This window comes from Mesorhizobium sp. M0317 (assembly GCF_040321555.1).
Lineage (GTDB): Bacteria > Pseudomonadota > Alphaproteobacteria > Rhizobiales > Rhizobiaceae > Mesorhizobium.
The window spans coordinates 1-12553 of the sequence record NZ_JAMYRV010000045.1 but is presented as its reverse complement, the minus strand read 5'-3'; the positions used below and the strand labels follow the sequence as shown (position 1 = coordinate 12553).

Below are 12553 nucleotides of genomic sequence, written 5' to 3'. Positions count from 1 at the left end.
GAGAACCGTCGCAGCTTTGCGATGTGGTCGGAGTTGCGTAGAAGCCCGCCGGCGTGAGCCAGCGGGCTTTTCAATTGTCCTGGGAACCACGCGCAACCTGCCAAGTTGGTTCGGTGCAGCGATCTGGTGCGGATACCCGGTTCCGCTGCCAGCCGGTCGGCAAAACGGTCGGGCCCGCGCCATCAATCAGCGCTCTGCATCCCGAGCCTCCGTGGACCAAATATTCCCAACCACTAATGGTCGATCTATATGATGCCCTCATGGCAACTCTGCGGTACGACGTCAGGCGGGAACCGGATGGGACGTGGACGGTGTTCGACGTGTTCACCGGGCTGCCGGCTATTGTAGCGGGCCACCCATCTGTCGACCTTCCAGACATGGAGTACGCCGAAGAGCTGGCAGCCATCCTGAATGCCGACGACCTGAAGCAGAGGCTATCTCACGGAAGGTTCCACCCGGAGGGTTCGCCTGACTGAGGTGGCATGACAAGTTGGCCATCCGCCCGCCTTCGTGCCCCATTAGGGCGCCGAGTGTCGGCCTCTGTTGTAGGGAACGGGGTTTTTCATCACGCGCAATTGCATCTGGTCAATGCTTGCGAGGCGGCAAGGCTTCCGCATCGTTCATTAGGCCAGCTTGTGCCCCGTTACAAATGTTTGCTAAAGCCCGGTTTGCGTCGTGTTTGCCGGCGATTATGTCATTGACAAACGAAGCTCAAATAGGAGCTAAACCGATCCAACATCCGCAAGCGGAGCCGGACGTTGGTGATTAAGCAGCGTTGACAAGGCCGTGATGATCTGAGGCAGGGCGAACGGCTTCGAGATCATGATGCTTTCCGGAACACCCTCAACGCCCCAGTGAACCGCGCTATCCCCGCTGATATAAACCACAGTTGGTGCCTCTAAGATACTTGGCTAGCTCCCATCCGGTTTTCCCCGATCCTAGTCGCACGTCTGTAACCAGGCTGCTGAAGCTTTCCGGCTTCTCGTTAAACACCTCAATGGCCGCTTCGGCCGTGGGAACGGCTACAACCCGAAAGCCAGCCTCTTCCAAGGTCGTTTCAAGGTCGAGCAAAATCAGTGGCTCGTCTTCTGCGACCAGAACCAAACTGTTTTCCATCCCGGAATGCACCCCTAAATCCAGCGTCGAACGCACAACGCGCGCGTTAGTTCCACAGATGGTTGTGGTACGCCGCTGCAATCCTCGCTCAATGCGGGCGTGCGCTACCCTGCCGTAGGGAATGGCCGGTGCAGTTGGGCAAGGTTGTGGGGGCTTAACCGCACCGGCCACTGCGGGAAGATATGAGGCCCCCCGCGCCGCCTAAGATATAGGCGTATCAGCAACCGAGCAAATTATCTCGCAATGCCATCTTGAAGGCTCAAACGCGAAGCCAACTTAGTTCCGAGAGAATGGGCGGAATTGGTAACCCGATGTCCAACCCCGGTAGCATTGAGCATCTTTGGGCTTTGGACCTTGCCGACCTGCGCAAGGAGTTTGAAAAGTTTGTTCAAGAGCGCGGGACAACGCCTCTTGAGTGGGACGAGCACACCAAGCTTTCCTTGAAGAACGAAGGGAGCGCTGCCAGGAACCGGACACTACCAGGCAGTAGGGGATTCACTCAGACCGTCAACGACGGAAGCCAAGGTCGACGAAGCCGACGAATAGCCATTGCCGTATGAATCCGTACGGTCGTTTTTGATTGGAGAAAGTGTTCGGCGGGCCTATAAAGATGGCGTTTACCATTGCCTTATTGGGAGGATGCGATGGTTGCAACGCCCAAAGATATCGCTCAAGCGGCCACTGCGACTGCGGCCACCTTGCTGATGTGGCAGATGTCCATGGCGGAACCCGCCACATTTCGCCGTGACATGGATCAGTCGCGCCGGGCCATCCGAGCCTCTCGCGAACTGCTGGAGCGCCTCCGTCAACGTCATCGCAACGACATGGCGCAAAGTTGGGAAGATGCCAATCCGGCTACCGTTGCCGTCTCCGCGCTCCAAGCCGACGTTCTCCGCTCAGCATCCGATGCCTAGTCAGGGAAACCGGAGCGCCTCAGTGTCAATGGCGGGAACTGGCTACGAGCTTGGTGCGCGATTTCACCGGGTGCGAGCGGATCGAGGCTGCGTTGGTGGATTGGATCGTCGGCAAGTAGCCGCAGCCCCCAGCGGCCCAGCAGCCTTAGGGGTTTGGGAAAAGCAGCAGCAGGATCAGCAGAGCCTGCGCGACGAGACAAAACGATAGATAAATCGACATGATGATCATGGCCGGATCACCAAGGTGACGAGGTGCAACCATGTTCTCGGTTTCGGGCATCTCGACGATCGGCCAGAAGCATCTAGGCTCGAACGTGTTATCATTATCTGGAGCCACCTGGCGCCGGCGCGGTTCTGCGATATCGGTGGCAAGTAGAGGGGAGTCCACTAGTTTTGCCTCCGCCCATCTTGCAACCTCGGCAATTTCATTTTTCACGGCGGAATCCTCAGCAACGGCCGCCCTAACTTTGAACGCCACATTAGGTTCCGCTAAATATTTGGCGGCTCGCTCGTCGTACTGAAAACTTCGCCTTCGCGCTTTTGGGTCATGCGAACGCACGAAGCTTGTTTAGGAAAATTGAAATCTATTTCGCGCGCACATCCAGAAAGGAGGCCGCGATGGGCGATCCTCACGGTCATGTTTTGGCCGAGCAGTCTTTTGAAAGAAGCGCTTATACCGATTACCGATCGAGCCATCAGACCACAGGCTACGGGACCGACTACGTCAAAACTTTCCGCTCCGGCTATTATGCCGCGTTGTGGTTGCGCGTCGAACGCCCCCTCATCGAAAGCATTCTCAAGCCTCTTGGCGGGCCGGACCTTAGCTGCCTCGACTTCGCATGCGGCACAGGCCGCGTCACAAATGCAGCAGCCACACTGTTTGGCGAGGTCGTCGGCGTCGATGTCTCTCAATCCATGCTCGCTTGCGCGCAGGTTCCAGGCAACGTCAAGCTGATTAAAGCCGATCTGACCGTTCACCCCCTGGCCAGACGATTCGACGTGGTGACGGCTTTCCGATTCTTCTTAAACGCAGAAGACTCTCTTAGGCAGGCCGCACTGTCGGCCATTCATGAGCATTTGAAGGACGGCGGGTTGCTGGTCTCGAACATCCACATGAACGCAACCTCGCCGATGGGGCTGGTCTGCCGCTTTCTCAACCGATGTAGTGGGCGCGTCGTGCGTAGTACGTTGAGCATCCACGCATATCGCCAGTTGCTGGTTGCCAACGGCTTTGCAGTCGAGCGGGTCATCGGCTACGGCTTCTTACCGCGACCCGGGTGGCTGCTACCAAAGCTTTGCGAAAAGTTGGTCGGACCTGTTGAGACGCTAAGCAGGAGAGCTGGTGTCCCGGCGCGCTTTGCTCAAAATTTCTTGGTGGTCGCCAGAAAGCAATAGTCGCTGATCCCGCTTGCCTGCACCAGGATCGCGGCCCCGCGGATGCGGTGCCAGACGATCTCGCCGGCGATTGGCCGCGCACTTGCGCGGCGAGGATGACCTGCGGCATGCATCGCTGCAGGATTTCCGCGAGGGCGAGGATCAATAGGCATTGCTTCTTTTTGGCGGAACCGAGGGTTTGATTCCGCGTTGCTGCAGACTTAAGTTCTATCTTGGGTAGGACCTTAGTCTGATTCGATGATTTCAAGAAAACTTGCCGCCAGTGCCAAAACCGTCTCCGCCTTTCTCAACTTGATGGGAAATGAGAAGCGGCTTTTGATCATGAACCACCTGGCCGAGGGCGAACTTTCGGTCGGTGTCCTCGCCGAGAAAGTTCAACTCAGCCAGTCGGCTTTGTCGCAGCATCTTGCCAAGCTCCGCGCCTTCGGCCTTGTCGACACCCGACGCGAGGGTCAAGTAATCTACTACTACTGCTCATCCGGCGCAGCGCGCGATTTGCTAGCTACGCTGGACGGCTTCCTGACGACCGGACGACCGCTCGCGGGGCCAGGTCCGCACTACGTTGCCCAAAGACTTCGCAGGGTGCGAATGGCCTGAGAAGGCAAATCTACGACCTAAACGGGGCGACCCGAACCAAGTGGATCGCTAAGGTTCGATGGGCCTCACGGGACACGGGCGGCCCGCGTCAGCCTGTAAAGCGGAGCGGGCCTCAACCGTCGACATCGGTTGGCAGCGGGACACGCTGCAACCACCCAACTCACGCGCCCGAGGCCTGTTCCCCGGACAGACAAAAAGCCCGCCGCCTATGCTTTTGCGCGCAAATAGTTCGCGCAGTTCACTGGCGCTAGTCGACCATGTCGCGCAGCGGCTTCTTGCGCTTCGGCGGCACATAGGCCTGCACCAGCCTGACCTTGTCGATGTCGACCGTGACCGGCGGTCCTAGGATAATTGTCACCTTGCCGCCTTCCTCGTCGACATAGGTGACGTTGCCGACGAGTTCGATCTGCTGCCCGCGCTTCACCTTCGTCGTGCGATCGACGATCGAATGCGGGAAGTTGTAGCTGGGTATGCTGACGCTGACGTGGTCCTCGTCGACCCGCCTGCGCACCGTGGCCGTTATCGCCACCTCGTCGCCAATGCCTATTCCCCGAGCCATAAGAGGGATTCTGGAGCTGGCGGCCTGTTAGTCAAGAGATTGCTAATATGCAACCGGAGGCGCAAAGTGTCAGATAGATGAAGCTCTTCTTGATCGCGCTCGCCGTCGCTCATAACTGGTATACCGGCTACCATGATCCGGTCACCCGTTATGAATGCTGCGACAAGAAGGATTGTAGGGTCATCAGCTCGCGCTATGTCGAGCCTTTGCCGGGCGGCGATTTCAACATCCGCACTGGGTCCAAGAGCCGATATTTCATCTCTAAGAAGCGCGTTTTAGAGAGCGAAGACAGCCAGTATCACATCTGCACGTCGCCCCCGAATACGACTATCCGCTGCTTCTTTGCGCCCCACGTGGAGGCGAGCCGATAGCGGCCGATTTCGGTTTCGGGAACCGCAACGAACCAAGGCTCAAGTGTTGCACGAATGAGACAGTAAATTTGTCGAACTCTGGTACATATTAGATCCGGTTAATGTGGGGACGATGATGCGCAGCCTTTCAATTGCAATTGCAGGTATTTTGACGATGCTGGCCGGAGCGGCATTTGCCGCAGACCCGATGGCCATCGTTCCATCTGAAAGCAGCGCCATCAACTGGTCAGGAGCCTATATTGGCGCCGTAGCCGGATATGGTTGGAACAGCGATCACTACGATTTCGGCCCCCCCGGTGTCGATGTTGATTCGGATGGCTTCATTGGCGGCCTGACCACAGGGTACAATTGGCAGCGGGGCCAGATCGTGTTCGGCGTTGAGGGCGACGTGTCATACGCCAATATTCACGGCAGCGCCCTTGAGGTTCCGTTTGTGCCGCCATGCGGCAATGAAGGCTGTACAGCCGATGTCGACTGGTACGGGACTGGCCGCGTGCGCGTTGGCTATGCGTTCGAGAATTTCCTCCCATATCTCACGGGCGGCTTTGCTGTCGGTAAGGTCAAGGGCACAGCTGACCTGGGAGCCTGCGGCTTTACGCCAACATGCGGCTATGACGAGACCAGGTGGGGCTGGGCGGCCGGCGCAGGACTTGAATGGGCGCTGAACCAGCAGCTGTCGTTCAAGGCTGAGTATATGCACGTCGACCTGGGCACTCCCGAGTTCAACACGCCTTCTTCTGTCCCATCGACCGACAATATCGATTTCGACACGGTCCGCGTAGGCATCAACTATCATTTCTGAGTCTCTATGCCTTTCTGTCGTCGGTTTATTTTTAAGGAGAAAACCTTGGTGAAGAAAATCTATTTGAAGCCGACGTTGGCGAAGCGCGGTAAACTGTCGGCTGTGATCGCTGGCGGTCTATCCTCCCCGGGCCCCGTGGCAACATAAGTTCTGTTACCGCCACATTCCGGGCCCCTTGCGTCCAGCTTGGCGGAATGACTGCTTTACCCCAGCGTGCCAGGAGCTTGAACTGGTGAAGCTCCGCGACCGTTTCGGCCCAGAGGCGCCGGCCATGAGCCGATGACCTCATTCCCAAGCTGAAATGCGCCTAGTGCGGCAGCAAGAAAGTCGGGCTGATCTACTCGCCGGAGTCGCGGCCGAACGCCTATGGCAAGGCGAAGGGCAGCTAACGAGCCAGCGCCATCCCAGGGCCAACACCCATGGCCTATGGCGAGGCCAAGGAACAGCTTTGCCGACGAGGGGCGCGGACAGGGCGCCACACGTCCTGGCGGGGAGCTTTGAGTGCTTCGGAGAGATCGTCAAACATCGTTTCATCGGTCGAGTCTAGATCGAGACAGCGAATCTATGAATCCCCTTGGAACATCGTCGCCTCGAAACACTTCGGGCGGTCGCACTGTTCCCTTTTCAGTGTCTCCCAAAACTGCCCACTACCTGAACGGTCGTGGGCTTTTTTGTACGTTAGCGGAACCTGAAATTTGGGGGCTTGTTGATAGAACGGCAGCGAGTGGGTGTTCGCTGCTGGTCGAGGTCCCGCAAGACTCGGCCGGGCTCGCATCACCTGCCCCGGTCGGTGCGAGCCCACCGTCGCGCGACCAAGCGAGACTCCCCTGTGTCGGTCCCTATTTGATACTAGGGGACGGCGGTTAATCATCACGATGGTTTATGGCACGTTGTGTCGAACATGCCGAGCGCCGGGCTCGGGCTGCAGCAAGTGCTGGTCGATAGCGGCGGCCTTGAACGCCGCAAATGCTACGGCCGGACTGCAGCTTCCATCCTTGGCCTCCGCGATCAATCGGCACGCATCCCTATAGGCCGCCGCACCCTTGTTTGGCCACTGCCCCTGGAGCGCTTCCTCGGCCTCACTGATAGAGGAAACCGTCATTGATTTACGGTCTACCAGCTTAACGAACAGCGGTAAAAAGGTGCCCATGGGCACAACCTCCCGACCTTTTAGTGCGCCGAACGCAACAAGAGCTTTTTGGTTTCCATGCCTATTTGATTTTTTGACCCATTTCCGCGCAAGCCAATTTGAATCGGCGGGTTGGGATGACCCAGTCATGGTGAACGGCTTTCTAAATTGCCAACTGGAATCCCTACAATCGAGCATCCAAGAGACACGCCGCGTACTAGAGGCTTCACGGAAGCTGTTGGAAAAGATTGCCGAGCACGAACACCCTACCCAGCCGTAGGAATGGGCGGTGCAGCCCCGCCACGTTTCGCCAAACATGGATTAAACTCGATTCAGCAGTCGAGCTTTTTGCGTCCTACGCGTCCAGTTCGAGCGGCTCGTGCTCCGGATCGGCATGATAAGTGACCTGGCGAAAATTGCGCATGTCGATCTGTTGCCCGCAAACAGGGCAAGGGAGGAAATGCGCGAGTTCGCTCGCGGGCGGGCCTTCATGTCGGTGCCCGATCAGTGGCCTGCCGAGATCAGATAGCCTGGTCATTGTTTCCGCAGCGCCTTGGCTTCCCGCTCCAACGTCTCGCGTTGGTTGCCGTGCTTCGCGATCAGCTCTTTGACCTGCTGGGGTGTGATGCCGGTCTTTGTTGCGAAATATTCAACTTCATAATCCTCGTCGGCTGAGACACGGTCCCGATCGCGAAAATCCCGCTTGCTCTTGTCATCGGCCATATCTTTCCTCCTTCGCTCATCCCGCAACGTCGAATTGACGTGTTTTGTTGCACCAAAAGCCGTTTTCCGGTTTCGGAACCATTTTAGCTTAAGCTTATTGAATGGCGGGGTGTGGGTGTGTTCATGCGTTTAAAATTCATCCGGCCAATGGAGCCCGAGCTTTTCGATGTGCCGCCGGCCGGCGACGATTGGAGCCACGAAATCAAGTTTGATGGCTACCGCACTCAGGTCATCAAGGATGAAGACGGCATCTCCTTCTTCACAAAGAAAGGCTTCGACTGGACGGCTCGATATCGCTATCTCGCCGAAGAGGCGGCGGCGATCGACGCCGAAAACTTTATCCTCGAAGGTGAAGCGATCAGTGATCAACGATGCCGGCCTGTCGGACTTTCACGCGATGCAGGCGGTGATTGGGCTGCGTCGGCCTTCACCGGATATCTATCTGGTCGCGTTCGATCTTCTGTTCCTGAACGGCCATGATCTGCGCGGGGCTTTGACGGTGAGCCGGTGGCCGCCTTCGGCAAGACCAAGACTGTCAACGACGAAATGGAAGCCGAGGTCGACGAAGCCGCCGTCGAGCGCCCTACTGGAACCTAAGCGCTGGATCGAGCTTAGGCTTCATGAGCACACGCGGCGTCAACTTTCTCGATCGCTGGATCGGCAACAATCTCCCCGAAACGGCTAAGACCGACGCCGTTTCGGTAAGTGAGTACATGCACAAATTGTATGCCGACGCTAAAGCCTTGACGATCAAGCGCGAAGAGATCGACGAAGAGGTTGATAGCCTATATCGGACGCTGGTCGATGCCGTCGTGCACTTTGCCCCAGGTGTTCCCGAATGAGCAAGCCGGCCGTCCTATTCTTGAACCAATGGATAAAAAAACACGATCTATCCGACGCCGGTGCGCCGAAAGAGCGAGCGGAGATCGAGCAGCTCGCAAAGCGGCTAATCGCCGACGCGGAGGCTGAGGGGATTGCGGAAAGCGAGCTGACCGAGGCGTTCGACGACAAGGAGGTCGACAGCCTTTATCGTACCCTCCTCGATGTTAATTCTGGTTCTGGGCAACCAGAATGAGTGTTCGCGGCCTGAACCTTTTGGACAAGGGATAGCCGAGCAGCTGCCCATCGTGGGGGAGGGGCGATCCGATCGCCGCCGGTGGCAGATAAGGGCCTCATGCGAGTGCAGGCGGCGCTTTGAATTGCGCCAACTGTGGCAGAAAAACAACTGCATGAATCGGCGCGCTCTGCTACCAAAAAAGGCAGTTATGGGAGATCACATATGAAGAAGCTGCTTTTCGCTTTGTCATTGTCGTTGCTGACGTCGTCAGCCTTTGCTGCCGATACCATCGTTGCAGAAGCCGCGCCGGTCTTTAGCTGGACAGGGGGGTATGTCGGCCTTCAGGCAGGCTATGCTTGGGGTGATGGTCGCGTTGACCAAATCGGTGGACCGGGCTTTGTAGACACAGACCCTGATGGGTTCCTTGGAGGCGTCTACGCCGGTTACAACTATCAGATGTCGAACAACATCGTGATTGGTGCGGAACTGGACGTCGTCTATGCGAATGTTGATGGCAGCGGCCAAGTATTCGCCGCTCCTGGTTTTCCAATTCTGGGCGCCAGCGTCACCGAAGAACTCAATTGGAGTGGGGCGGCAAGACTTCGCCTAGGATATGCAGCTGATCGCTTTCTTCCTTATATCGCGGGTGGCGTTGCGTTTGGCGACATCGACATAAACAATAATAACGGTCCAGGTTCGTTCGGAGATACGTTCACAGGATGGACGATAGGCGCGGGCTTGGATTATGCCATGACTGACAATCTGCTGCTGCGCGCCGAGTACCGCTATACTGATTTCGGTTCAAAATCGTTTGGTGCGCCGTCCGATTCGTCTGTTGATCTAAAGACCAACGAAGTTCGCCTCGGCATCGCCTACAAATTCTAGTCCTCGCAATTCCCAATAAAAAAGCCTGCCGCTTGCCGCGACGGGCTTTTCTTTGTGCACCGTTAATTCGGGGGACCGTGGCATCTGCATGAAGATGGCCGGCGCCGCAATGGGAGCATTGCCTGATCAGCGCCGGCCGGGCGGTAAAATCAGGTCCGCCGCAACTCAATCGATAGCTGATTCTTGACGTTGCGTCAGGTGGGGTTCTGACTACGCCTTCTTCGCCCGATTCACCGGCGCCTTAACCTCAGCCTTCCGACCTAGACCAGACGCCTTCGCAAGGGCCGATCGCTTCGCGGCGTAGTTCGGCGCGACCATCGGGTAATCGCGAGACAAGCCCCACTTCTCACGGTATTCGTCGGGAGTCACGCCAAGTAGGCCAAGGTGGCGTTTCATAGACTGGAATTTCCGGCCGTCTTCCAGGCTGATGATGTAATCCGGGAATACAGACTTTTTTGGATTTGCTGCAGGCACAAGCTCTTTCGAAGCCGGTGCGATCTGGCTGCTCAAAGCTGACAATGAAGCGTGCACAGATGCAATCAGGTCGGCAAGTTGGCAACCGGTAGTGGGTTCTTGGCTACGTATGCGGAAACGACGTCCGCTGTAAGTTCCGCCAGTTCGACAGCATGGTTGTCTTCGTCAGTCATGTGTTGGTCCCTTGTCTTTGAGGCCTCTCTAATGAACCAACTCTACGTGCGCAAGCTCACATGTGCCTGCGGTGAAGTGGCCACATTCCACGCTTGGTCACCGTATGAAATAGCGATATTGATGCGCTTATAGGTATCGCTCGCCCTCGTCGCGGTGCTTCAGGCAGAACCAGTGCGATAGCTGCCTCGGTCGGGCGAAGCCGAAGCCTCCATCCTCACCGCAGCCCGGGTGCTCGCACGCATGATTGTCGACCCGCCGTCGATCGCGCGGAGCCGCTGTCATGTGCCTTCGGCAAGCCGGCTCGGTTCGTCGCTCATAGGGGGTTGATCGGCCCGACCAGGCCGGGATGGTCGTTGGGCAACTTGTTGACGGCGCTGGTGTTCACCTCACGCGAATGAGAGGCTGTCGATCATGCAATTGCTTCATCGGGTCTGCGGCAGGCTCCGTGATGATGGTGCAACTGGTTATGTCGAGATTAGAATTGTAAGCCCAAAGGCCGGCGAACGAGAAAGGCGCGTGGCCTGGCTGGTAGATTTGCCAAGGATCCTTCTTGCCGTCGGCTGGCGATATCGTCCACTCATAGAAGCCATCGACAGGGATCAGACATCGCTTTGACCTGAAGGCATCGCGGAAGGCGGGCGCCGTATCGATGCCCTCAATCCTCGCATTGAACATCGCGCCTTGGGCATCTCCTTCGCCCAGAAAGGAACCAGCCACCAGCGCCCTTCACGGAGCCGGTGGTTGCCATCCTCACCGGCAGTGACGAACGGCACATCCTGTGTCGGCGCAATGTTGTAGCGCGGCTCGTCGTTGCGGCCTGTCTCCGCAGGCGCCGTCAGTCTGTAGAGCCGGTGAATTTCCGACCACGACAGATTTTTGGTGTAGCGTCCGCACATGGCTCTGCCTCAGTTGCGCAGGAGTTCAGGCACGCTGAGCGGGCCAACGTCGAGAATTCTCCTATACTCGACGCTGCGGCGCCAGACGCCGCGGATTTTGCCCTTTTCGCGATTCCGCTTCGCGCCCCCAGGCGACGTAACTTATCCGGCGCGGCCAGCGTAACATTTGGGCACGACACCGCCCGTTGTGACATGATGGGGCCAAGCCTAAACCTCGATGTACAATGGCGATAAGCTGATACCTATGTTCGGCCTTACGCGAACGTCCGCTATGCGCGCGTCATGTCGGCCATAATGGAACTTCGCCTCTGTCCGGGAGCAGTTAGAGCAGAACAATGCAGTAGGGGCGTCGGCGCAGGTCATCGCCCTTAACGGCTTCTGACTGACTGCTGAGAAGCGCGAGCAATCAAGGCGCTACCACCGTGCCACCGACCGTCTGTATTTTCTTTAGATCTCGGATAGGTTTTGCCGGTATTTGTCGGGAAAAGGAGCCGAAGTGATGACCGACATCTGGCATTCACTCCTCGCCAACCTTGCCCTGGTCTCCATTCTCGTGGTCGCCTGGGACCTTGTGGCGGATTTCACCGGGCGTTTCTCGCGGCGGATGCAGTCGCTGCTTCTCGGCTTGGTCATGTGCGTTGGCGCCGTCATCTCCATGGCGACGGCCCTGTCCGTCTCCGGCTTCGTCGTCGATCTGCGCGCCGCCTTCATTGCTGCGGCCGCGTTCTTCGGCGGATGGCCGGCAATGCTCATCGCCACGGCCGGCTCCATTGCCTATCGCGCCCATCTGGGCGGGCAGGGTGCAGGTGCTGGTGTCATGGGTATCCTCATTACCGCAATTGTCGGCATCGCGTGGCACCACATCGTCGCGGCCCGATCGCGCACCATGTACGACATATTCGGTCTTAGCGTAACGGTCGCTCTCGCCGGGCTTATCACGCTCCTGGTCATCCCAGCGCAAGCCCTTACCGGTCTTGTGCAGCAGAGCATGTTCCCGGCCCTCGTGTTCCGCTTCCTAAGCACAATCATCATCGGCGTCCTGCTCGACCGGCAGCAGCGTCGGCGGGAGCTCTTGATGTCCAACATGACCTACCGGGCCATGGTTCGCGAACTGCCGGATTGCCTGAATATAAAGGATGTCGACGGCCGCTTCATCGCCGCCAACCCCGCCACCGCCGAAATGGTTCGCGCCGCTTCGGTCGACGATCTGATCGGCAAGACGGATTTCGATTTCTACCCCAGGGATGTAGCCGAGCGCTTCCGGCAGGATGAGATGGGCGCGCTGGAGGCCGGGCAGACGTTGCGGATCGACCAGCCGGCGCTTTTCCCGGACGGCCGGCAAGGTTGGCTTTACACGCTCAAGGCCCCCTTCCGCGACGAGTCGGGCAACATCGTTGGCGTCATCACCTACAATCGCGACATCACCGAGCAGAAGCGCACCGCCCAGCTCAAGAACGATTT

Annotated in this window: 16 protein-coding genes and 2 pseudogenes; 11 read left to right on the top strand and 7 right to left on the bottom strand. The window is 57.8% G+C overall.

Annotated features, from left to right (window positions below):
- Window positions 1-260 precede the first annotated feature (260 nt).
- The gene (locus tag NKI88_RS25450; RefSeq protein WP_352658119.1) at window positions 261-476 is read left to right on the top strand and encodes a hypothetical protein; all 216 of its coding nucleotides are present in this window, start codon (window positions 261-263) and stop codon (window positions 474-476) included.
- Window positions 477-864: 388 nt separating this feature from the next.
- Here the strand turns inward: NKI88_RS25450 and NKI88_RS25445 are convergent, their stop codons facing one another.
- Window positions 865-1116 (bottom strand): response regulator, encoded by a 252-nt coding sequence (locus NKI88_RS25445; protein ID WP_352658116.1) that lies wholly within the window; start codon window positions 1114-1116, stop codon window positions 865-867.
- Between the two features lie 644 nt (window positions 1117-1760).
- Here NKI88_RS25445 and NKI88_RS25440 point away from each other — a divergent pair.
- Window positions 1761-2030: a nucleoside/nucleotide kinase family protein gene (locus NKI88_RS25440; RefSeq protein WP_352658113.1), complete on the top strand. Its 270-nt coding sequence runs from the start codon at window positions 1761-1763 to the stop codon at window positions 2028-2030.
- A gap of 145 nt (window positions 2031-2175) precedes the next feature.
- Here the strand turns inward: NKI88_RS25440 and NKI88_RS25435 are convergent, their stop codons facing one another.
- On the bottom strand, window positions 2176-2466 hold the full coding sequence (locus tag NKI88_RS25435) for a hypothetical protein (protein WP_352658110.1): 291 nt from the start codon (window positions 2464-2466) through the stop codon (window positions 2176-2178).
- Window positions 2467-2648: 182 nt separating this feature from the next.
- Here NKI88_RS25435 and NKI88_RS25430 point away from each other — a divergent pair, with 182 nt between their 5' ends.
- Both NKI88_RS25430 and NKI88_RS25425 read left to right on the top strand, forming a co-directional pair.
- The gene (locus NKI88_RS25430; protein WP_352658107.1) at window positions 2649-3425 is read left to right on the top strand and encodes a class I SAM-dependent DNA methyltransferase; all 777 of its coding nucleotides are present in this window, start codon (window positions 2649-2651) and stop codon (window positions 3423-3425) included.
- Between the two features lie 237 nt (window positions 3426-3662).
- On the top strand, window positions 3663-4022 hold the full coding sequence (locus tag NKI88_RS25425) for an ArsR/SmtB family transcription factor (protein ID WP_352658104.1): 360 nt from the start codon (window positions 3663-3665) through the stop codon (window positions 4020-4022).
- 247 nt (window positions 4023-4269) lie between these two features.
- Here the strand turns inward: NKI88_RS25425 and NKI88_RS25420 are convergent, their stop codons facing one another.
- Window positions 4270-4581 carry a hypothetical protein gene (locus tag NKI88_RS25420; protein ID WP_023826678.1) on the bottom strand — a complete coding sequence of 104 codons (312 nt, stop codon included), beginning with the start codon at window positions 4579-4581 and terminating at the stop codon, window positions 4270-4272.
- 89 nt (window positions 4582-4670) lie between these two features.
- On the opposite strand from NKI88_RS25420, the gene NKI88_RS25415 reads away from it, so the two are divergent.
- Window positions 4671-4952, top strand: a complete 282-nt coding sequence (locus NKI88_RS25415; RefSeq protein WP_352658100.1) for a hypothetical protein — start codon at window positions 4671-4673, stop codon at window positions 4950-4952.
- 112 nt (window positions 4953-5064) lie between these two features.
- Complete coding sequence (locus NKI88_RS25410) at window positions 5065-5754, top strand: outer membrane protein (RefSeq protein WP_352658097.1); 690 nt, start codon at window positions 5065-5067, stop codon at window positions 5752-5754.
- Between the two features lie 880 nt (window positions 5755-6634).
- Here the strand turns inward: NKI88_RS25410 and NKI88_RS25405 are convergent.
- Both NKI88_RS25405 and NKI88_RS25400 read right to left on the bottom strand, forming a co-directional pair.
- Window positions 6635-6904 carry a DUF982 domain-containing protein gene (locus NKI88_RS25405; protein ID WP_352658094.1) on the bottom strand — a complete coding sequence of 90 codons (270 nt, stop codon included), beginning with the start codon at window positions 6902-6904 and terminating at the stop codon, window positions 6635-6637.
- Between the two features lie 513 nt (window positions 6905-7417).
- The gene (locus NKI88_RS25400; RefSeq protein ID WP_023823908.1) at window positions 7418-7606 is read right to left on the bottom strand and encodes a DUF3606 domain-containing protein; all 189 of its coding nucleotides are present in this window, start codon (window positions 7604-7606) and stop codon (window positions 7418-7420) included.
- A 123-nt stretch (window positions 7607-7729) separates the two neighbouring features.
- Between NKI88_RS25400 and NKI88_RS25395 the strand changes: the two genes are divergently transcribed.
- From NKI88_RS25395 to NKI88_RS25380, 4 genes are all read left to right on the top strand, one after another.
- Window positions 7730-8086: an ATP-dependent DNA ligase gene (locus NKI88_RS25395; RefSeq protein WP_352658091.1), complete on the top strand. Its 357-nt coding sequence runs from the start codon at window positions 7730-7732 to the stop codon at window positions 8084-8086.
- A 140-nt stretch (window positions 8087-8226) separates the two neighbouring features.
- Window positions 8227-8448, top strand: coding sequence for a DUF768 domain-containing protein (locus tag NKI88_RS25390; protein ID WP_352519240.1), 222 nt, complete (start codon window positions 8227-8229; stop codon window positions 8446-8448).
- Window positions 8445-8681, top strand: a complete 237-nt coding sequence (locus NKI88_RS25385) for a DUF768 domain-containing protein (RefSeq protein ID WP_352519239.1) — start codon at window positions 8445-8447, stop codon at window positions 8679-8681. Before NKI88_RS25390 ends, NKI88_RS25385 begins: the two co-directional genes overlap by 4 nt.
- A gap of 204 nt (window positions 8682-8885) precedes the next feature.
- Complete coding sequence (locus tag NKI88_RS25380; RefSeq protein ID WP_352658088.1) at window positions 8886-9548, top strand: outer membrane protein; 663 nt, start codon at window positions 8886-8888, stop codon at window positions 9546-9548.
- A 210-nt stretch (window positions 9549-9758) separates the two neighbouring features.
- Here the strand turns inward: NKI88_RS25380 and NKI88_RS25375 are convergent.
- Together NKI88_RS25375 and NKI88_RS25370 are read right to left on the bottom strand one after the other, a co-directional pair.
- A pseudogene (locus tag NKI88_RS25375) lies at window positions 9759-10195 on the bottom strand (Ros/MucR family transcriptional regulator).
- A gap of 382 nt (window positions 10196-10577) precedes the next feature.
- Window positions 10578-11092: pseudogene (locus NKI88_RS25370) on the bottom strand (SOS response-associated peptidase).
- Window positions 11093-11591: 499 nt separating this feature from the next.
- On the opposite strand from NKI88_RS25370, the gene NKI88_RS25365 reads away from it, so the two are divergent.
- Window positions 11592-12553 (top strand): PAS domain-containing protein (locus tag NKI88_RS25365; protein WP_352658085.1); only part of this gene is annotated, 962 nt, incomplete at its 3' end.

What these genes read in the sequence shown, in the direction of transcription:
- NKI88_RS25380 (WP_352658088.1), top strand. Translation starts at nt 8,886, where the DNA reads ATGAAGAAGCTGCTTTTCGCTTTGTCATTGTCGTTGCTGACGTCGTCA.
- NKI88_RS25420 (WP_023826678.1), bottom strand. Translation starts at nt 4,581, where the DNA reads ATGGCTCGGGGAATAGGCATTGGCGACGAGGTGGCGATAACGGCCACG.
- NKI88_RS25405 (WP_352658094.1), bottom strand. Translation starts at nt 6,904, where the DNA reads ATGGGCACCTTTTTACCGCTGTTCGTTAAGCTGGTAGACCGTAAATCA.
- NKI88_RS25410 (WP_352658097.1), top strand. Translation starts at nt 5,065, where the DNA reads ATGATGCGCAGCCTTTCAATTGCAATTGCAGGTATTTTGACGATGCTG.
- NKI88_RS25430 (WP_352658107.1), top strand. Translation starts at nt 2,649, where the DNA reads ATGGGCGATCCTCACGGTCATGTTTTGGCCGAGCAGTCTTTTGAAAGA.
- NKI88_RS25445 (WP_352658116.1), bottom strand. Translation starts at nt 1,116, where the DNA reads ATGGAAAACAGTTTGGTTCTGGTCGCAGAAGACGAGCCACTGATTTTG.
- NKI88_RS25425 (WP_352658104.1), top strand. Translation starts at nt 3,663, where the DNA reads ATGATTTCAAGAAAACTTGCCGCCAGTGCCAAAACCGTCTCCGCCTTT.
- NKI88_RS25395 (WP_352658091.1), top strand. Translation starts at nt 7,730, where the DNA reads ATGCGTTTAAAATTCATCCGGCCAATGGAGCCCGAGCTTTTCGATGTG.
- NKI88_RS25450 (WP_352658119.1), top strand. Translation starts at nt 261, where the DNA reads ATGGCAACTCTGCGGTACGACGTCAGGCGGGAACCGGATGGGACGTGG.
- NKI88_RS25400 (WP_023823908.1), bottom strand. Translation starts at nt 7,606, where the DNA reads ATGGCCGATGACAAGAGCAAGCGGGATTTTCGCGATCGGGACCGTGTC.
- NKI88_RS25385 (WP_352519239.1), top strand. Translation starts at nt 8,445, where the DNA reads ATGAGCAAGCCGGCCGTCCTATTCTTGAACCAATGGATAAAAAAACAC.
- NKI88_RS25440 (WP_352658113.1), top strand. Translation starts at nt 1,761, where the DNA reads ATGGTTGCAACGCCCAAAGATATCGCTCAAGCGGCCACTGCGACTGCG.
- NKI88_RS25390 (WP_352519240.1), top strand. Translation starts at nt 8,227, where the DNA reads ATGAGCACACGCGGCGTCAACTTTCTCGATCGCTGGATCGGCAACAAT.